Origin of the sequence: Collinsella aerofaciens (assembly GCF_009876115.1) — a bacterium.
Classification (GTDB): Bacteria; Actinomycetota; Coriobacteriia; order Coriobacteriales; family Coriobacteriaceae; genus Collinsella; species Collinsella aerofaciens_N.
This window is the reverse complement of sequence record NZ_WWSY01000024.1, coordinates 1-18,791: the sequence shown is the minus strand read 5'-3', so window position 1 is coordinate 18,791 and position 18,791 is coordinate 1. Positions and strand designations below refer to the sequence as shown.

Sequence of the window (18,791 nt, the reverse complement as noted above, 5' to 3'; positions counted from 1 at the left end):
CTTTAATAGCCCTGAGCCTTTGTCGTTAGCAAATCCTCGGCAGCTGCTCTCCTACGAGCATGTCGAGGATGCGGGTCGAGCCCCAGCCGGTGCGTACGCGCACGGCGGGGCGGGCGTCCTCGGCAAGCGGCAGCACGCGACCGATAATGGCGGCATTCTCGCCGTAGCGGGCGGCGCGCATGGCAGCCAGTGCCGCATCTGCCTGTTCGGCCGGCACCACGGCGACCATCTTGCCCTCGTTTGCCACCTGCAACACATCGTAGCCGAGCATCTCGCAGGCTGCCTGCACGTCGGGGCGTACGGGCACGGCATCCTCGTCGACCTCCATGGCAACGCCGCTGGCCTGCGCAAATTCGTTGAGCGTGGACGCCAGGCCACCGCGCGTGGGGTCGCGGAAGCAGCGTGTGTCGGGTGCTGCGGCAAGCACATCGGCAATCAGGTGGTTGAGCGGCGCGGCATCGCTTTCGATGGTGCTCGAAAACGCCAAGCCCTCGCGTTGGCTCATGATGGCGATGCCGTGGTCGCCGAGTGTACCCGACACCAGGATGATATCGCCAGGCTGGCAGTTGGCGCCGCTGAGCGTCACGCCCGCGGGCACCTCGCCCACGCCGGCGGTATTGATGTAGACGCCGTCGGCCCCGCCGCGCTCGACCACCTTGGTGTCGCCCGTGATGATCGCCACGTCCGCCTCGCACGCCGTTTCGGCCATGGTCTGCACGATTTGACGCAGCTTGTCCATGGGATAGCCCTCTTCGAGGATAAAGCCGCACGATAGGTAGCGTACGTTGGCGCCCGAGGTCGCGACGTCGTTGACGGTTCCGCATACAGCGAGGCGGCCGATGTTGCCCCCGGGGAAGAACTGCGGCGAGACTACAAAGCTGTCGGTCGACATGGCGATGCGCCCGCTCGTGGGCAGCGCGGCGACGCCGGCATCGTTGCCCTCGAGCAGCTCGGGCGACCCAAAGGCATCCAAAAAGACCTCATCGATGATGCGTTTCATCATCTGACCGCCAGAGCCGTGGCCCAACAGGACAGTGCTATCGGTGGCAGTACGGGACATATCGAAAACTCCAATCGAGGACGGAATTATATGGGTGAGGTGCAGCGTCGACCGGCTCGCCGTTCGTTAGAGCGGCGGAACCCATTAGCCTCGGTAGCGGAAATATGCTGCACAGCTGCCCTCGGAACTCACCATGCAGGGGCCGATGGGATGCTCGGGTGTACAAGCGCGGCCGAACAGAGGGCAGTCGCTCGGCGTAATGGCCCCGCGCAGCACGTCGCCGCAGCGGCACCCACGCGGCTCGACCGTCGTCTCAACGGGAACGTCAAAGCGAGTGCGGGCATCAAAGCGCGAGAACTCGGGGCGGATGGAAAGGCCCGAGTTGGCAATCGGCCCCAGCCCGCGCCACGTGGTGTCGCATGGCTCAAACACCTGCTCGACCAGCTGGCGCGCCACGGGGTTGCCGTCTGCGTTGACGCCACGGCGGTAGGCGTTGTCGATTGCGGGCTGCCCCTCAACAACCATCTGGACCAGCATGCAGATGCCCTGCAGAATATCGACCGGCTCAAATCCGGTGACTACGCCTGGGGTCTCGAACTCATCGACCAAAAAGTCAAAGGGGGCTAAGCCCGTGATGGTGGCGACGTGTCCCGGAAGGATAAAGCCGTCGATAGTGGTCTCGGGATCGTTGGCGATGGCGCGCAGCGCCGGCGGCGTGGTCTTGTGGGCGCAATAGACCGAGAAGTTCTGGAGTCCGCGTGCATCGGTCTCCAAAATGGCGGCGGCGATGGTGGGCGTCGTGGTCTCAAAGCCGACGCCCATAAAGATGACCGGGCGATCGGGGTTGTGTTCGGCGATATCGAGTGCATCGAGCGGGGAGTACACAATGCGAATATCGCGCCCCGCCGCCTTTTGCGCGGCGAGCGAGGTAGACGACCCGGGCACGCGCATCATGTCGCCAAAGGTGGTGATGATGGCGCCGTCCATCTTGGCGAGCGCGATTGCATGGTCGATATCGCGGTTGGCGGTAACACAGACGGGGCAACCCGGACCGCTCAGCAGTTTGAGCCCGGCAGGCATAATGGAGCGAAAGCCATAGCGACCGATGCTCACGGTGTGCGTGCCGCAGACTTCCATAAGGTTGATGGTGCGGTCGCCGACGAGTTCACGGATGTGCTCGATGAGCTCGCGAGCCAGCTTGGGATCGCGGAATGCCGAGAAGTCGATACCGGAGCGAGCCGGCTGTCCGGCCGCCACTAGTAAGCCTCGGTCGGGTTGGTGGCCAGCTGGTCTTCTTCGACCAGTTCGGTCATGGTGTTGACCAGGTCGAGCGTCTCCTGCGCCTCCTGCTCGTCGACAATCTGAATGCCAAAGCCGGCGTGCACGAGAATATAGTCGCCTACCTGTGCCGTCGGCACGAGGCGCAGCGAAACGGGGCGCTCGATGCCCATCATGTCGACGGTAGCCTTAAGGTCGTCGTCGCGTTTGACCACTTTACCGGGAACGGCAAGGCACATAATGTTCCCCTTTTATACGTTTTGCGCTGGATAGGCGCCTAATTACCCATCAGTTGATGGTAGCGCTCGCAGGAGTCACGAGCAAACGCGTTACACCTGTGAGACGGCGGCGCGCAGGCTGGCAAAACAGCCTATCGCGATGCTGTCTGCGCGAGGCGAGCGCGAGCGATGACGGCCTGACCGTAGGCGATACAGCCGTCGTTGACGGGCACGGAGCGGGGAATCAAGACAGTGAGACCCATGCTTTTGAGCTCGCGGGTGAGGAGCTGAAGCAAAAGTCGGTTCATGAACACGCCGCCCGAGAGCGCGACGGTGTCGAGGCCTTCACGGGCGCAGATTTCGCGTGCGATTCGTGCCGAGGAGCGCGCGATGGTGACGTGGAAGTCGAGCGCGAGCTTGCCGGCGGGCACGCCGGTCCTGATTCCCTCCAAAAGCGCCTCAAAAAGCGGTCTGGAGTTCAGAACATGGCAGTCGTCCGGACGGGATGATTCGGTTACGGAAAAGCTGACCATATTGCCGGTGGGGCAGGCACTTTCACTGCTGAACGCGCGCCAGGCGGCGGCTTCGAGTTCTATGGCGGGTTCGCCCTCGTAGGTTGCCTTGTCGCAGATGCCCAGAATTGCTGCCGCGGCATCAAAGAGACGTCCCATGCTGCTGGTACGCGGGCTGTTGATGCCGCGCTCGATCATGGTGGCTGTCACGCTACGCGTTTGCTCGTCGAGGCTGTCCAAAAGCTGGGCGGCGCCTGGGTGCTCGAGTAGGCCGAGTTCGCTGAGCAGGGCAAAGGCGTTGCGTCGAGCGTCGCGTACGGAGGCCGCCCCGCCGGGGAGCGCCCAGGTGAGCAAATGCGCGGTGCGCTCAAAGCCGTCAAGGCTGGCAACAAGAAACTCGCCGCCCCAAATGGTCCCATCGGTGCCGGCGCCGGTGCCGTCGAAGGCGATGCCAAGGACACGCGTGTCGGTTGTAAGCTGGCCCGCGGCGATGGCCTCGGCCATTACGCTCGCGATATGCGCATGATGGTGCTGCACTTCGACGAGCGGCAGATTGCATTTTCGCGCCTGCTCGCGCGCCCACTGGTCCGATAGATAGCTGGGGTGTAAATCGCAGGCCAAGGCGGCGGGCGCCAAGTCAAAGAGATCTTCCAAGCGCGTGCGCGCGGCGTTCCAGGCATCGAAGGTCCCGCCGTTTTCAACATCGCCGATATGCTGCGACACAAAACAGGTTGCCTCGCCGTTCGTCCCTTCGCGCGTGAGCGCAATCGTGGCCTTTTGTTGTGGCCCGCAGGCGAGCACGCAGGACGGAGCGCCGTCGAGCGCCGGCAACGGCAGCGGCTGGGGTGCATATCCGCGGGCACGGCGCACGGGCATAATGGCGCCGTTGACCACGCGCACCACGGAGTCGTCGTAGCGCGAGAGGATCGCGCGGTCGTTGCCGAGTAGCGCATCAGCAATGCCGGCGGCAACGAGGCGCTCCCAGGCAAGATCGTCATCGGTCTCGATGGGCTCTTCGCTCAGGTTTCCGCTGGTCATGACGAGCGCGTGCATACCGCGGGCTTCTGCCACGGCAAGCAGCAGATGCTGAAGCGGAGTGTAGGGGAGCATAACGCCAAGCTCGGGCAGGTCGTGCGCGACGGACGGTGCGAGTACGAGGGCGTCGGGAGAATCGCCGTCGCTCCCGCAAACAGCACGCCGGCGCAGCAGCACAATGGGGCGAATGCTGCCGGCCAGCAAGCCGCGCTCAACGTCGTTGACATGGCACAGGCGTTCAACGTCGGCAAGGTCGCGTACCATAACGGCAAGCGGCTTGTTGCTGCGGCGTTTGCGACGGCGCAGCTCGGCTACCGCCTGCTCGTTGGAGGCGTCGCATGCCAAGTGAAATCCGCCCAGACCCTTGATGGCGACGATGCCGCCGCTGGCCAGCAGCTCGACGCAGCGCTCGATGATAGCGTCGCTGGCCTCGCGTGTGGTGCCGACGGCCGGTGTCGCGGACGAATTCCCGCACGCATCGCCGTTCACAGCCTCGCGCCACGTAATATGCGGCCCGCAATCAAAGCAGGCATCGGGCTGCGCGTGAAAACGCCGGTCGAGTGGGTCGGCATACTCCGCGGCACACTCAGGACACATGGGAAAACAATTCATCGACGTGGCCGCTCGGTCATAAGGCAGCGACCGGATGATGGTAAAGCGCGGTCCGCAGTTAGTGCAGTTGATAAAGGGGTAGTGATAGCGTCGGTCGGCGGGATCGAACAACTCGCGCAGGCAATCGTCGCAGGTGGCGATATCGGGCGAGACGAGCGTCGTGTGCGCGGTCTGGTCCTGCGATGCCACAATGCGAAAGCCCTGCTCATCGGCAGCGCTCCAGCCGCCAGGCTCCAAATCCGCAATATCGACTCGCTCAACGCGGGCTGCCGCAGGCGCATGCGCAGAAAGCGCGGCAACAAAAGCATCGAGCGCATCGGCCGGAGCGTGCGCCTCGATATGCACGCCGTCGCCCGCGTTGAGCACCCATCCGCAAATGCCATGCGCCATGGCCTCGCGATACACAAACGGCCGCATGCCAACGCCCTGCACAATGCCCGTCACATGAATATGCACATGTCGCATGCGACACCCCTCATCAAAACCGACCAAATAGGGACAGGTGCGCTACAGCCCCAGGCTCTGCTTGGTGGCGGCGCACGTGAGCTCGCCGTGCTTAACGCCGCGCAGGCCCAGCAGGCGGTCGGCTAGTTCGTAGACGCGCTCGCCGCGACCCTTGAGCGCCAGAATCTCCAAGCAGTTGTGGTGATCCAGATGCACGTGCATGGTCGATACGATCTCGTCGGTGTAGTCGTGCTGCACTTCGTCCAGACGGCGCGTCAGGTCACCGGTATGGTGGTCGTAGATCATGGTGAGCGACCCGATAACATGCTCATCGGGCGTGCGCATCTGCTCCTTGGCGATCGAGGCGCGAATCAGGTCGCGCACGGCCTCGGAGCGGTTGGCCACGTCGCCGCGGCGCGCGATCTGTTCGTCAAAACGGCGCAGCAGGTCGTCCGGTGCGGTAACCGAAAAGCGGACTAGCTCGGAGCCGGAGCCACTACAGTGGCAGCCTGCGTCACCGTCCGCCCCGTGCGGATGCTCGTGCTCGTACCCGCAGCCGTGCTCGTGTTCGGCCACGTTACACCAGCTTCACGGAGCCGACGGAGTTGTGGTCGGCCTCGATGGCCTCTTCGTAGCCCTCGAGTGCGTCGTGGGCCTCGTGCAGCGCGGCCATGGCTGCCTCGAGCTTGGCGCCGATGCGCTCCATGTCAAAATTCTCGGTCGCATGCAGCAGCTGATGGCTCCACTCGTGAGCGAGCTCGATGGTGTCGTCGACCTGCTTGACGCTCATGGCAAGCTGGCTCATGTTCATTCCAACATCATGCATGGAAAATCTCCTTTTGTATGGGGCAGTTCAGTGGTTCAGATTTTACTACGCTCGCTCTATGCGCTGCTGCATAAGAAAACGGGTACGAGTCTGTGTGACTCGCACCCGTTCACTGGGGGCTGTTTGTAACTACCATACTATCCGTGGTCGCACGCGCCGCACCCGGCAGTCCGGCGAGCGGTGCAAAACCGCTCATGGACGGCGGGCAAGTAACAAGCGTATTACAGATGCTTCTCCAGCAGCGCCTGCAGCCTCGCCTTGGGCAGAGCGCCAACCGAGCGGTCAATCTCCTCGCCGTTCTTAAACACAATCAGCGTGGGGATGCTCATGACGCCATACTTCATGGCCAGGTCCTGGTTGTCGTCGACGTTGCATTTGGCAACGGCAAGCTTGCCTGCCAGCTCATCGGCTACCTCGTCCACGATGGGCGAGAGCGATCGGCAGGGCCCGCACCAGGGCGCCCAAAAATCGACCAGCACGGGCAGGCTGTCGTTAACGATGGAATCGAAGTTCTCGGGGGTAATCTGCTTAATGTCAGCCATGGTGACCTCCATAATACGACGCGGCTCGGCCGCGTAAAACTCAGTACGACCGTGCTTATACCCAGCCGCCCGCAAAGCAACCACTCGCGGGCAGCTCTTTTATATAATGGTGGGCACGCAAACGATTGGAGAGCGCATGTCCACGTTACAAAGCCAGAAAAAAGAAGCCATCGCCCAGGCGACCGAGCAGGAGCTCACATCGCTTGCGGTCCGTGGCGTGCGCATCGTGGGCAACGCGTGCTCGCCGATCGTGCTGGTCAAAGGCGATTTGGACGAGGCCGAGCGTTCGGGCGGCGAGCTGGCTGCCGGTCCGGACGGTGCTGCGCTGCGCAAGGCGCTTGGGGCCATCGGCTACGCGCCCGAGGATTTTTGCGTGCTGGCAAGCGTCGCCGGCGCAGGCGACGGAGCGGTCGCGGTGGGCGAGACTCTGCCGTGCGAGCTGTTCCGCGAGGCGCTTGAGTCTCTGGATCCCGAGGCGGTGCTGCTGCTCGATAACAGCGCGGCCGATGCCATGCGCGAAACCTACGCCGATATGCTCGTGGCGATTGATGACTTCGACACCGCCATGCTCAAGCCCGGCCTGGTCGCCCATGTGCAGGGCCGCCGCGTGCTCGCGCTCGATGGCTTTGAGGCGGCGCTGACCGACAAAGCGGCCAAGCAGCGCATGTGGGCCTACATCAAGCAGCTGACCCCGGCGGTCGCTCCACTGTAGCGGATCGGCACCGGCGAGCGATTGCCTGGCGGGCGAGGCGCGCCGCGAGATCGGCGCCGTACTTCTACATCACAGCGCGCAGCTCAAACCGATCGCCGTTAATGCGGAACTGGCAGTTGCCGTTCATGCGCTCCACGGCAAGTTTGATGCTCTTGGTTCCAAAGCCGTGGCCCGCATGCCGGGTCACGGGCATGCCGTCGACCATGCGCGGCGCGCGGTCAAACGTGTTGGAAACTAACAGCAACAGCTGGCCGTCCTCAAGTCGCAGGTCAAGGTCGACGAATCGCTTTCCTTGGGGTGCGGCGCTTGCGGCGGTGATAGCGTTTTCCAGGGCATTTGAGAGCACGCTAAACAGGTCGGCGTCACCTACGTGGACGGTTTCGGGTACGGCGGCGCGCAGGTTGGCGGTAATGCCGTTTCTATTGATATCTGAGTTGAATGACGAAAGCGCGATGTTTACGGTCTCGTTGGCGCAGAAGCGGCGTACGGCGGTGCGGTCGCCGGCTTCGCAGAGCTCATCGATGCGTTTGAGCGCCTCGTCGGTGTGGCCCTCCTCAATTAAAGTGGCCAGGCCGCGTAGGAAGTGGCGCATATCGTGGCGAAGAATCGACAGCTCGCGCCCAGATTGACGCCAAGCCTCGAGCTCTTTGATGGCGGCGCTGTCGCGGGTTTCGAGCATCCAACGCTCTCGCTCGGCGGTTTCCTTTTCTTCGTATTCGCGCAGGTAAACAGCAAGAAACATAAGATAGAAGGCACAGAGCGCAAATGCCAAAAACTCAACTGTCACCACCGAGCCCGAGTGGAACAGCGTGGTGTAGACGTTGGTGGCATAGTCAAAGATGTAATAGACGAGCGGCAGGATTAAAAGGATGCCCAGCTCGGTGGGGCTTTTAATCGCCAAGCGGGGTCCAATGTCGCCGGCCCAATGCAGCAGGACGGCAAAGACGCCGAGCGTGGTAGCGATGCGTGCCAGATAGTACGCGATCTGAGAATCGGTTGCGGCAAATGCGGCGATGCCCATCCAATTGCTGAACTGGCAGCTCAGATAGGCGCTGGTGACGCCCAACGTCGCGAGTAGCGGACTCAAGTGGTAGCGCGCGCATAGGTAGACGGTAAGCGGCAAGTGCACGACGAGCGGATAGACCTGACGGGCAAAAAGCTCTCCGCCAACGACATTGGCGATCGAAAAGGCAGCGCCGGTTGCGGCTCCGACCCCCACCAACTCGAGTGCATGGCGTCGATTGATTTCGATACCGCACAGCGCCGCCGAGGCAAAGACGCCAAAGAGCAGCGTCGTGGCGTGGTGGATTGCCCAAAGGACCATTTCGACCGAGGAGATCATCAGCGCCTCCCGCCCTCAAAGCGCACCGCAAAGTAGGCGTCTTGGAACCCCTGCTTGCTGCTGCGCGACAGCGGAATGCACGCGCCCGAGCGCATGACGATGTCTGTGCGATCGAAGTGGTCGATGTTGCGCAAGTTGACCTGGTAGCTACGGTGGCATTTAAAGAAGGTGGCATTTTGCGCCAAACGGTCCTCGACGCTGCGGAACGACTCGAGTGCCTCGATATCGCGTCCGTCGCGCAGGTGGAAGACCACGTGCTTGTTGCGCGCCTCGGCATATTCGATGTCGGACAGGCGCAGGGCGTGGTAGCCAAAGGACGTTTTGATCACGAGCTCGTCGGTTGCCGCCGGGCGCATGCTCGAAAGTTCGTCGAGTAACTGCGCCAGGCGTTCGTAAGTCACGGGCTTGAGCAGATAGTCGAAGGCGCGGACCTCGTAGGACTCCAGTGCAAACTCGGGCGACGAGGTGAGGAACACCAGGCGCACGGCGGTGTCGGCCTGGCGCAATTCGCGTGCGGTGTCCATGCCGTTGACGAGCGGCATGATCATGTCGAGCAGGATGATGTCGGCGCGCGACGCGGCATGGCGCGCCAGCAGGTCCTCGCCGCGCGTAACGAGCGCAACATCGACCGCCGTGCCCGTCTCGATCGACCAACGGTCGATCATCCGGTGCAGTCTATCTAGAAAAGCGACGTCATCGTCGCAGGCAATAATCTTGAGCATTCTGAGCCCCCTTAGTAGTTCGATTTTGCCACATTGGGCGCGGACCACTCGCGGGGGAGCGCCCGTTCGTGCCTCACGGTGCGCAACTCGCGCCGAGCGGTATTGCGGTGGCGAAAGATGTCTCCTGCGCTATCGAGAGCTCGGCTATCCTCAGCTTGCCAGTTCGAATATGGACTTGCCGCATGGTCGAATCTTTATTTCAACTTTACACCTAGGTTTACAGCTGTCTTGTCAGCTGTAAACCTAGGTGTCATACTAAAGCCCCAAGATTCGCCAAAAGAGAGGGGCCTTGATGGCACAGAGCGCGAACATGGATGCATCGGAGCTTGCACGCGACATTGCGGCCGGCCTGGCATCGGCAACGACGGCAACGGAGCGCGCGGCATTGGTGCCCGCAGAGCCCGTCGAGGCCATTCAGCAACTTAAAACCCAGCGTGACGCGGTGATCCTGGCGCACTATTACGTGGCGCCCGAGGTCCAGGCTGTTGCCGATTACGTCGGCGACAGCTTCTACCTGGCAAAGCTTGCCAAGAGCCTGCCGCAGCAGACCATCGTGCTGTGCGGCGTGGAGTTTATGGGCGAGAGCGCCAAGCTGCTCAATCCCACCAAGACCGTGCTGCTGCCCGAGCCGGGCGCGGACTGTCCCATGGCGCACATGGTCAAGCGCGAGACGGTCGATGCGGCGCGCGCCGAGTACGGCGACGACCTGGCCGTGGTCTGCTACGTCAACTCCACGGTCGAGATCAAGAGCTGGAGTGACGTGTGCGTCACCAGCTCCAACGCCGTCAAGATCGTGTCCGAGCTGCCGCAGCAGCATATCCTGTTCATTCCCGACCAAAACCTCGGCCGCTTCGTAGCCGAGCAGGTGCCGCAAAAGCACGTCATTCTCAACAACGGCTACTGCCCGCGCCATCACATCATCACCGTCGAGCAGATCGTCGACGCGACGGAGGCCCACCCCGACGCGCTCGTGCTGGCGCACCCCGAGTGCAAGGCCGACGTCCTGGCCGAGGCCGACTACATCGGCTCCACCGCCGGCATCATCAAGTATGCCGAGGAGTCCGACGCGAGCGAGTTCATTATCGTGACGGTTCGCGGCGTGCTCTACGAGCTCGAGCGCCGCTGCCAGGGCACCGGCAAGAAGTTCTACTTCCCCGCGGTGCAGCCCACCTGCGTCAACATGGACCTCATCACGCTCAAAAAGCTCGTGCGCTGCCTGGAGACGGGCGAGGGCGAGGTGCAGATCGGCGTCTCGGACGAGGCGGCAGACCAGGCCAAGCTCACGCTCGACCGCATGCTCGAGTACGCAGCGCGCTAAGCCAATGTGACATGAGGGGCATCCCTTATGCCACATTACAAGGGAGAGGATTCCTGTGGAAACCAAACAATACCCCGATATGGAGTGCGACGTCGTCATTGCCGGTTGCGGCGTGGCAGGCCTGTATGCGGCTCTCAATCTGCCGACGAGCACGCGCGTGATCATGCTCTCCAAGGGCGCGGTCGACGAGTGCGACTCGATGCTCGCGCAGGGCGGCATCTGCGTACTGCCCGAGGGTTCTGACTACGATGCTTTCTTTGAGGACACCATGCGCGCCGGCCATTACGAGAACCGCCGCGAGAGCGTCGACATCATGATCCGCTCGAGCCGCTCGGTCATCAACGACCTGCTGGCGATGGGCGTGGACTTTGAGCGCAAGGCCGACGGCAGCCTCGACTTTACCCGCGAGGGTGCGCACAGCCGCCCCCGCATTGCCTTCCATGCCGACATTACGGGCAAGGAGATCACGACCAAGCTGCTCCAAGCCGTTTGCAAACTGGATAACGTGCAGATTTTGGAGCACGTGGCCATGACCGACATCCTGACGGGCGAGCGTGACGGCGCCACGGTGTGTGCCGGTGTCGTTGCCGTTCCCGTGGACGAGGACAACTCGGTTCGTCCCGCCGACGAGCTGGTAAATGCCGCCGAGGGCGCGCATGCCGGCGAGCCGTTTAAGATCCATGCCCGCCACACGCTGTGGGCGACGGGCGGCATCGGTGGCGTGTACGACCACTCGACCAACTACCCGCAGCTCACGGGCGACGCCTGCTACATCGCTCAGGAGCATGGCATTAAGATGGAGCACCTGGACTACGTGCAGATCCACCCCACGGGTCTGTTCTCGCCGCAGCCGGGCCGCACCTTTCTGATCAGCGAGAGCTGCCGCGGCGAGGGCGCGATTTTGCTCAACGCCGCCGGCGAGCGCTTTACCGACGAGTTGCAGCCGCGCGATGTGGTCGCCGCCGCTATTCGCGAGCAGATGAAGCAGGACGGTACCGAGCACGAGTGGCTGAGCTTTGCCCCCGTCGAGCGCGATGTGGTGACCGGGCACTTTGCCAACATTCGCGCACGCTGCTTGGAGGACGGCCGCGACATCTTGGACGAGCCCATTCCCGTTACGCCCACGCAGCACTACTTTATGGGCGGCGTGTGGGTCGACAAGGACGGCCGCACCTCGATGCCCGAGCTCTACGCCGCGGGCGAGACGGCTTGCAACGGCGTTCACGGCAAGAATCGCCTTGCATCAAACAGTCTGCTCGAGGCGCTGGTCTGGGGTCGTCGCGCCGCGTGGTACATGCGTACCGGCGAGTCGCTGGCCGTGGAGCAGGCGGGCGATCCCGCGCTCGATGGCCGTCATCGCGCCCTGAGCGCCGACACCCTGGCAATCGATGATTTGGCCCGTGCTGCCGGCACGCAGGCCGTGGAGGAGTAGACCATGAATCCCATTACCATGAAGCTCGTCGTCGATGATCTGATTTTGCAGGCTCTGCGCGAGGACATTACCTTTGAGGACGTGAGCACGGCGAGCGTGTGCCCCACGGCGCGTCCCGCCACGGTGGAGCTTATCGCCAAGGCCGATGGCATCATCGCGGGCTTGGATGTGTTCGCCCGCACCTTTGAGCTGCTGGATTCGCAGAGCTCGGTGCTGTTTGATGTTGCCGACGGTGACGAGGTGCACGCCGGCGACCACGTGGGCCAGGTGCGCGGCGATGCGCGCGTGCTGCTTTCGGGCGAGCGCGTGGCGCTCAACTACCTGCAGCGCATGAGCGGTATCGCTACCTATACGCACAGAATGGCAGCGGCGCTCGAGGGTACCAAGACCGTGCTCGTCGACACACGCAAGACCACGCCGGGCATGCGCGTTTTCGAGAAGGCCGCGGTCGAGATCGGCGGCGGCAGCAACCATCGCTACAACCTGTCGACAGCCGTCATGCTCAAGGACAACCACATCGATGCCGCCGGTGGCGTGACGCGCGCGATCGAGATGGCGCGCGCCCACGCGTCGTTTACCACGACGGTCGAGATTGAGTGCGAGAACCTGGACATGGTACGCGAAGCCGTGGAGGCCGGTGCCGATATCATCATGCTCGACAACATGGCCCATGACGACATGGCCGCCGCCATCGAGCTTATCGCCGGTCGCGCCAAGACCGAGTGCTCGGGCAACGTGGACGCCAGCAATATCCGCGCCCTGGCCGATCTGGGTGTCGACTATATTAGCTCGGGCGCCCTGACACACTCTGCGCCGATCCTCGACCTCTCGCTTAAGCACCTGCGTCTGCTGGACGGTAAATAATGAACGCCCGCGAGCGTCGCCGTGCCATCATGGGCGTGCTCGAGGGAGCCAAGGGACCCGTATCGGGCAGCGCGCTTGCCCGCGAGGTGGGTGTGAGCCGCCAGGTCGTGGTGCAGGACATCGCCCTGCTGCGCGCCGATGGGCACGATATCGTGGCGACCAACCGCGGCTACGTGCTGCAGGAAGCCGCGAGTAGCCCCGCCGTGCCCACGCGTCTTGTTAAGGTGCGCCACAGTGTGGAGCAGGCGGGCGACGAGCTTACGAGTATCGTCGACGCGGGTGGCGCCGTGCTCAATGTGATCGTCAACCATCGTGTGTACGGCAAGATCACGGCCGACCTGGACATCCGCAACCGCCGCGATGTCGAGCGCTACCTAGAGGGCATCGCCAGCGGCAAGAGCTTCCCGCTGCTGACGGTGACCAGCGGCTACCACTTCCATCGCATCGCCGCGGAAGACGAGCAGACCCTCGACGAGATCGAGGCCATACTCAAGGAGAAGGGCTACTTGGCAGACCTCATGCCCTACGAGGACGACCTGTCCTAGTAACGACGAATGCAAAAGGAGGCCTCCGCGGCGATGCGGAGGCCTCCTTTTTGTGCACGGTGTACTTTTGAGTGTGCAAGTGCGGGAGTTGTTACTCCTCGACGATCTCGGTGATCGCGCCAGCGGGGCAAGCGTCCTGGCAAGCGCCACAGGCGACGCAGGAGTCCTCGTCGGCGACGGTAGCGACGTCCTGGAGCTCCAGGACGCCAGCGGGGCAGGAGTCGACGCAAACGCCACAAGCGATGCACTCGTCGGCATCAATTACGGGATGAGCCATGGTAGTTTCCTCTCTGTTGACCGACGCTACAGGCGATGCGCGCCGGTTTGATTCGGGCAAAAACATACCACGGGAGCGACCGTTTGCAATACCCTCTGGCCGGCATCTTCATACCGTTCGCCGAGTATGCCAAGGTTTACTAAAAAACGCGCAGGTGGGGCCGTTGAGCTGCGAAAATGTTAGCTAAAGGTGACTTGAAATATTGAGCTATTGAGCGCGCCTGCGGAAAGGGCATCCCGTTATTTGGCCGAAAACCGGGTCGCAGTTTCCGGATGGACCGCCCGGCGGAAACTGTGTCCCAGAATTCGCGCTCAGACCGGGATACCCTTTCCGCAAGGCAGCCCCAGGCACCTTCGGACCCAAACCTCAGCCATCTCTACATAGATCTCAATAGATCTGCCGAGAACTCAATCAGTGCGTCTACCTGCGCATTCGAGAACCTAAACTCTTAGAGATAAGAAATCTTATATGAATTGACTTAGATTTTGTATATTCCGGTCCATAAGGGGATACACTACATCCTGAAAGACAAGCCGAAGCGCCGCGCGACAGACCGTCGAGGTGGCGCGAACGCACAAGAGAGAGGGAATTTCTAATGGGTAAGATTCTTGGTATCGACCTTGGTACTACTAACTCCGCAATGGCCGTTCTCGAGGGCGGTTCTCCGACCATCATCGTGAACGCCGAGGGCGACCGCACCACCCCGTCCGTCGTGGGCTTCCGTGCCGACGGCGACCGCGTCGTGGGCAAGGCCGCTAAGAACCAGGCGGTCACCAACCCCAAGAACACTGTGTTCTCCATCAAGCGCTTCATGGGCCGCAAGTACTCCGAGTGCACCTCCGAGATCAAGACCGTGCCGTATGAGGTCAAGGAGGGCCAGGGTGGCCGTGCCGTCGTCGACATCGAGGGCAAGGATTACACCGCCGAGCAGGTGAGCGCCATGACGCTCGCAAAGATGAAGGCCGACGCCGAGAAGTATCTGGGCGAGACCGTCACCGACGCCGTCATCACCGTCCCGGCCTACTTCAACGACGCCCAGCGTCAGGCCACCAAGGACGCCGGTAAGATCGCCGGCCTCAACGTCAAGCGTATCGTCAACGAGCCGACCGCTGCTGCTCTGGCCTATGGCCTGGACAAGCAGGGCACCGACCAGCGCATTCTGGTCTTCGACCTGGGCGGCGGCACCTTCGACGTCTCCATCCTCGACCTCGCCGACGGCGTGTTTGAGGTTCTGTCCACCTCGGGCGACAACCACCTGGGCGGCGACGACTGGGATCAGCGCGTCATCGATTGGATGGCCGATAAGTTCCAGCAGGAGAACGGTGTCGACCTGCGTCAGGACCCCATGGCCCTGCAGCGTCTGAAGGAGGCCGCCGAGAACGCCAAGAAGGAGCTCTCCGCCGCCCAGCAGACCACCATCAACCTGCCGTTCATTACCATGAACCAGTCCGGCCCGCTGCACCTCAACTACACGCTGACCCGCGCCGAGTTCGAGAAGATCACCCGCGACCTGCTCGAGCGCTGCAAGCAGCCTGTCACCAACGCCCTGCGCGACGCCAAGCTTAAGCTCTCCGATTTGACCGAGGTCATCCTCGTCGGCGGCTCCACCCGTATGCCCGCCGTCCAGGAGCTCGTCAAGACCATGACCGGCAAGCAGCCCAACATGTCCGTGAACCCCGACGAGGTCGTTGCCGACGGCGCTGCCGTCCAGGGCGGCGTGCTCACCGGCGACGTCGAGGGCATCCTGCTGCTCGACGTTACCCCGCTGTCGCTGGGCGTCGAGACCATGGGCGGCATCATGACCAAGATGATCGACCGCAACACCACGATCCCGACCTCCAAGACCGAGGTCTACTCCACCGCTGCCGACAACCAGACCAGCGTCGAGATCAACGTGCTCCAGGGCGAGCGCGAGCTTGCTCGCGACAACAAGTCGCTCGGTAAGTTCCAGCTGACCGGCATCCCGGCTGCCCGCCGCGGCGTGCCGCAGATCGAGGTCACCTTCGACATCGACGCCAACGGCATCGTCAAGGTCTCTGCTAAGGACAAGGGCACCGGCAAGGAGCAGCAGATCACCATCTCCGGCTCCACCGCTCTGTCCGACGACGAAGTCGATCGCATGGTCAAGGACGCCGAGGCCCATGCCGAGGAGGACAAGAAGCAGAAGGAGGAGGTCGAGGTCCGCAACCAGACCGATAGCCTGTGCTACTCCACCGAGCAGACCCTCAACGAGCTGGGCGACAAGGTTTCCGCCGATGTGAAGTCCAAGGCCGAGACCGCTATCGCCGACGCCAAGAAGGCGCTCGAGGGCTCTGACGTCGAGGCCATCAAGGCCGCTGGCGAGTCCCTGCAGTCCGTGGCCTACGAGCTGGCCCAGGTTGTCTACGCCGACGCTCAGCAGCAGACCGACGGTGCCGCCGGCGCCCAGCCTGCCGACGATGACGTGGTCGACGCCGACTACGAGGTTGTGGACGACGAGGACAAGTAATCATGTCCGCCCGTAAAGCTCGCACGGAGGCGGCTGCCGCTGGCGCCGCCCCCGTTGACTCTGAGGAGAAGGACGTGAAGATTCCCGTAGAGGCCGTCGACGATACCGAGGCCAACGAGGCCGAGGCCGCCGAGGCTGCCGAGAACCAGGTAGAGGATTCCAACAAGGAGGCGACGATGACCGAGGACGAGATGGTGGAAGCCGCTATCCGCGCCGGTGAGGAAGCCGCCGACAACGACTTTAAGCTCAAGTTCGAGCAGGCCCAAAAGGAGCTTGCCGACGTGCGCAGCGAGCTCGATGCTGCGGCAGAGGCTCAGAAGGCCGCCGAGGACAAGGCAAAGGACGCCACCGAGCGCACTGCCCGTCTACAGGCCGACTGGGAGAACTTTCGTCGCCGCACCGCCAACGAGCGCATCGCTGAGCGCGAGCGCGCGACCGAGAAGCTTGTCACTGCGCTGCTGCCGGTGATTGACGATATCGAGCGCGCGATCGACCATGCCCGTAGCCAGGAGCTTTCCGACGATTTTAAGCAGTTCGTCGATGGCGTCGACGCGGTGCATGCCAAGCTGCTCGATGTGTTTGCGCACGAGGGCGTTGAGCCCATCGACCCCAAGGGCGAGGCGTTCGATCCGCTCGAGCACCAGGCTGTGGGTCGCGTCGAGGACGCATCGCAGTACGACGAGACCGTCAACGACGTGTACCAGAAGGGTTACCGCATGGCGGATCGCATCCTGCGTTCCGCGATGGTGACGGTGACCTACGGTGGCGAGAAGCGCCCCGCACCGGAGCCCGAAGCGGCGCCCGAGGATGCTTCGGCCGATACGGCCGAGAGCACCGAGGAGTAATTGAGAAGGGCCCCGGGGCAACACCCGGGGCCCTTTCTGGCCTAGTGCCATATGAAAGCATGAGCCGTCGTCTGCATGGGCGGCGGACGTAACAGGAGAGGAGCTACGATGGCTGCAGGCAAAACCTTCTATGACATCCTGGGCGTATCCAAGAGCGCCTCCGACAAAGAGATCAAGAGCGCGTTTCGCAAGCTCGCGCAAAAATATCACCCCGATGCCGGCGGCGACGAGGCCAAGTTTAAGGAGATCAGCGAGGCCTACGAGACGCTTTCGGACGAGAAGAAGCGCAAAGAGTACGACCAGATGCTCATGTTCGGCGGCATGCCGGGCGCGGGCGGCGCGTATGGCGGCGGCTACGGTGCCGGCGCGGGCGCCAGCGGCTGGGGCGATATCTTCGACAGCATCTTCAGCGGCAATGGCGCCTGGGGTAGCGATTGGGGCTCGGGCTTTGCCGGGGCTGCGGGCGCTGCCGGTGCCGGCGCGGGTCGCAGCCGCGCTCGCAAGGGCGGCGACCTATCGCTGACCGTCGATGTGACGGCCGAGGACGCGTTTCGCGGCGTGACGCACAAGGTCACCTATCGCATTCCCTCGACAGGCGAGCAGCAGACCATTACGGTCTCGGTGCCCGCGGGCGCGGTCGATGGCGGCAAGCTACGCTACAAGCGTCGCGGCGAGTATGGCGTTGCGGGTGGCGAGCGCGGCGACCTGGTCGTGACCACGCATGTGGAGGAGCACCCGCTGTTCAAGCGCAAAGGCGCCGACGTGACCATGGAGGTACCGGTCTCGGTCTACGAGGCGGCGCTCGGCTGCACGGTGGACGTGCCCACACCCGGCGGTGCGACGGTCCGTTTGAAAGTGCCCGCGGGTACTCAGACGGGCAAGAAGTTCCGCTTTAAGGAGATGGGAGCGCCCGACGTTAAGCACCGTGGCCGTACGGGCGCGCTGCTCGTCGAGATCAAGGTGCAGGTCCCCACGAACCTATCCGATGACGAGCGCGATGCCATGACCAAGCTGCGCGAGGCCGACACGCGCGACTATCGCGAGAAGGTCAACCGTTACAAGGCGACGTACTAGGAAGGTCGCGGCGCGCGCCCGCGCCCGCGGGCTTATGATGGACGATAACGAGACGGAAAGGGGTCAGGTAGCATGGCCGAGGACAATAGGAACAAACCGCTGTACATGATCAGCGTGGCGGCCGAGTTGACCGGCATGCATCCGCAGACTCTGCGCGTCTACGAGTCTAAGGGCCTGGTGAACCCCCAGCGCTCGGGCGGTAACACGCGCCTGTATTCGCGTGCCGATATCGAGCGTCTGGAGCTCATCAACCAGCTGACTGACGAGGGTATCAACCTTGCCGGCGTGGTGCGCATTCTCGATATGAAGGAGCGTGCCGAGGAGCGCGAGCGCGAGAACGAGAAGCTCCGCGCTCGCGTGCGCCAGCTCGAGGATGAGCTGCACGAGTACAAGATGCAGAAGAAGATCACCGCCCTGGCCCCGCGCGATGGCTCGGTTAACCCCGAGCAAGTCATACGCAAGCTACTGGGCGCCGGCGGAGATCTCTAGGTTCCGCCGTTCTGACGAACGGCGGACCAGTTGACGCTGCGCGCCGTCCAGAGCGACAATTTGTCATTCAAAGGGCAAGGCATGACCAGAAGGTCTATGCCTTGCCTTTTTCATGCCAACTTGTTCGCTCTGGACGGCGTTCGCTCATATGACCCAATCCGCTGTCAAGAGCCACAATGGCCCCGCCGACCGCTTGCAATCGGTCGGCGGGGCCTG

19 protein-coding genes are annotated in these 18,791 nt (G+C 62.9%); 9 read left to right on the top strand and 10 right to left on the bottom strand.

Going from position 1 to position 18,791, the window contains the following annotated elements; translation table 11 throughout:
- Window positions 1–25: 25 nt before the first annotated feature.
- From hypE to trxA, 7 genes are all read right to left on the bottom strand, one after another.
- Window positions 26–1,060, bottom strand: a complete 1,035-nt coding sequence (gene hypE, locus GT571_RS09570) for a hydrogenase expression/formation protein HypE (protein ID WP_161156919.1) — start codon at window positions 1,058–1,060, stop codon at window positions 26–28.
- A gap of 84 nt (window positions 1,061–1,144) precedes the next feature.
- Window positions 1,145–2,257 carry a hydrogenase formation protein HypD gene (gene hypD, locus GT571_RS09565; RefSeq protein WP_316370200.1) on the bottom strand — a complete coding sequence of 371 codons (1,113 nt, stop codon included), beginning with the start codon at window positions 2,255–2,257 and terminating at the stop codon, window positions 1,145–1,147.
- Window positions 2,257–2,517 carry a HypC/HybG/HupF family hydrogenase formation chaperone gene (locus GT571_RS09560; protein ID WP_161156917.1) on the bottom strand — a complete coding sequence of 87 codons (261 nt, stop codon included), beginning with the start codon at window positions 2,515–2,517 and terminating at the stop codon, window positions 2,257–2,259. Before GT571_RS09560 ends, hypD begins: the two co-directional genes overlap by 1 nt.
- Window positions 2,518–2,648: 131 nt before the next feature.
- Complete coding sequence (gene hypF / locus GT571_RS09555) at window positions 2,649–5,120, bottom strand: carbamoyltransferase HypF (protein WP_117862661.1); 2,472 nt, start codon at window positions 5,118–5,120, stop codon at window positions 2,649–2,651.
- Window positions 5,121–5,162: 42 nt separating this feature from the next.
- Window positions 5,163–5,675 carry a nickel-responsive transcriptional regulator NikR gene (gene nikR / locus GT571_RS09550; protein WP_118205863.1) on the bottom strand — a complete coding sequence of 171 codons (513 nt, stop codon included), beginning with the start codon at window positions 5,673–5,675 and terminating at the stop codon, window positions 5,163–5,165.
- A gap of 1 nt (window position 5,676) precedes the next feature.
- Window positions 5,677–5,925 (bottom strand): hypothetical protein, encoded by a 249-nt coding sequence (locus GT571_RS09545; protein ID WP_006235225.1) that lies wholly within the window; start codon window positions 5,923–5,925, stop codon window positions 5,677–5,679.
- 221 nt (window positions 5,926–6,146) lie between these two features.
- Window positions 6,147–6,467: a thioredoxin gene (gene trxA / locus GT571_RS09540; RefSeq protein ID WP_055250861.1), complete on the bottom strand. Its 321-nt coding sequence runs from the start codon at window positions 6,465–6,467 to the stop codon at window positions 6,147–6,149.
- A gap of 136 nt (window positions 6,468–6,603) precedes the next feature.
- On the opposite strand from trxA, the gene GT571_RS09535 reads away from it, so the two are divergent.
- The gene (locus tag GT571_RS09535; protein ID WP_161156915.1) at window positions 6,604–7,179 is read left to right on the top strand and encodes a hypothetical protein; all 576 of its coding nucleotides are present in this window, start codon (window positions 6,604–6,606) and stop codon (window positions 7,177–7,179) included.
- A 64-nt stretch (window positions 7,180–7,243) separates the two neighbouring features.
- Here the strand turns inward: GT571_RS09535 and GT571_RS09530 are convergent, their stop codons facing one another.
- Window positions 7,244–8,521 (bottom strand): sensor histidine kinase, encoded by a 1,278-nt coding sequence (locus tag GT571_RS09530; protein WP_118066459.1) that lies wholly within the window; start codon window positions 8,519–8,521, stop codon window positions 7,244–7,246.
- On the bottom strand, window positions 8,521–9,243 hold the full coding sequence (locus GT571_RS09525) for a LytR/AlgR family response regulator transcription factor (RefSeq protein ID WP_117767183.1): 723 nt from the start codon (window positions 9,241–9,243) through the stop codon (window positions 8,521–8,523). Before GT571_RS09525 ends, GT571_RS09530 begins: the two co-directional genes overlap by 1 nt.
- A 292-nt stretch (window positions 9,244–9,535) precedes the next feature.
- On the opposite strand from GT571_RS09525, the gene nadA reads away from it, so the two are divergent.
- The 4 genes from nadA (at window position 9,536) to GT571_RS09505 (ending at window position 13,402) form a co-directional block, all read left to right on the top strand.
- Entirely contained in the window at window positions 9,536–10,561 is a 1,026-nt protein-coding gene (gene nadA, locus GT571_RS09520; RefSeq protein ID WP_161156913.1) for a quinolinate synthase NadA, read from the top strand.
- Between the two features lie 79 nt (window positions 10,562–10,640).
- Window positions 10,641–11,993 (top strand): L-aspartate oxidase, encoded by a 1,353-nt coding sequence (locus GT571_RS09515; protein WP_192934694.1) that lies wholly within the window; start codon window positions 10,641–10,643, stop codon window positions 11,991–11,993.
- Window positions 11,994–11,996: 3 nt separating this feature from the next.
- On the top strand, window positions 11,997–12,857 hold the full coding sequence (nadC, locus tag GT571_RS09510) for a carboxylating nicotinate-nucleotide diphosphorylase (RefSeq protein ID WP_161156911.1): 861 nt from the start codon (window positions 11,997–11,999) through the stop codon (window positions 12,855–12,857).
- A complete protein-coding gene (locus tag GT571_RS09505) occupies window positions 12,857–13,402 on the top strand; it encodes a transcription repressor NadR (RefSeq protein WP_161156909.1) in 546 nt (181 codons plus the stop codon). The genes nadC and GT571_RS09505 overlap by 1 nt, the downstream gene beginning before the upstream one ends.
- A gap of 91 nt (window positions 13,403–13,493) precedes the next feature.
- Here GT571_RS09505 and GT571_RS09500 read toward each other — a convergent pair whose 3' ends face one another.
- Entirely contained in the window at window positions 13,494–13,745 is a 252-nt protein-coding gene (locus GT571_RS09500) for an indolepyruvate ferredoxin oxidoreductase subunit alpha (RefSeq protein ID WP_158564522.1), read from the bottom strand.
- A 529-nt stretch (window positions 13,746–14,274) separates the two neighbouring features.
- On the opposite strand from GT571_RS09500, the gene dnaK reads away from it, so the two are divergent.
- The 4 genes from dnaK to GT571_RS09480 all read left to right on the top strand — a co-directional run bounded on the left by dnaK (window position 14,275) and on the right by GT571_RS09480 (window position 18,575).
- Window positions 14,275–16,167: a molecular chaperone DnaK gene (gene dnaK / locus GT571_RS09495; RefSeq protein WP_117862657.1), complete on the top strand. Its 1,893-nt coding sequence runs from the start codon at window positions 14,275–14,277 to the stop codon at window positions 16,165–16,167.
- Between the two features lie 2 nt (window positions 16,168–16,169).
- A complete protein-coding gene (locus GT571_RS09490) occupies window positions 16,170–17,012 on the top strand; it encodes a nucleotide exchange factor GrpE (protein WP_161156907.1) in 843 nt (280 codons plus the stop codon).
- A 108-nt stretch (window positions 17,013–17,120) separates the two neighbouring features.
- Window positions 17,121–18,086: a DnaJ C-terminal domain-containing protein gene (locus tag GT571_RS09485; RefSeq protein ID WP_055285310.1), complete on the top strand. Its 966-nt coding sequence runs from the start codon at window positions 17,121–17,123 to the stop codon at window positions 18,084–18,086.
- 72 nt (window positions 18,087–18,158) lie between these two features.
- Complete coding sequence (locus GT571_RS09480; RefSeq protein ID WP_161156905.1) at window positions 18,159–18,575, top strand: heat shock protein transcriptional repressor HspR; 417 nt, start codon at window positions 18,159–18,161, stop codon at window positions 18,573–18,575.
- Window positions 18,576–18,791 lie beyond the last annotated feature (216 nt).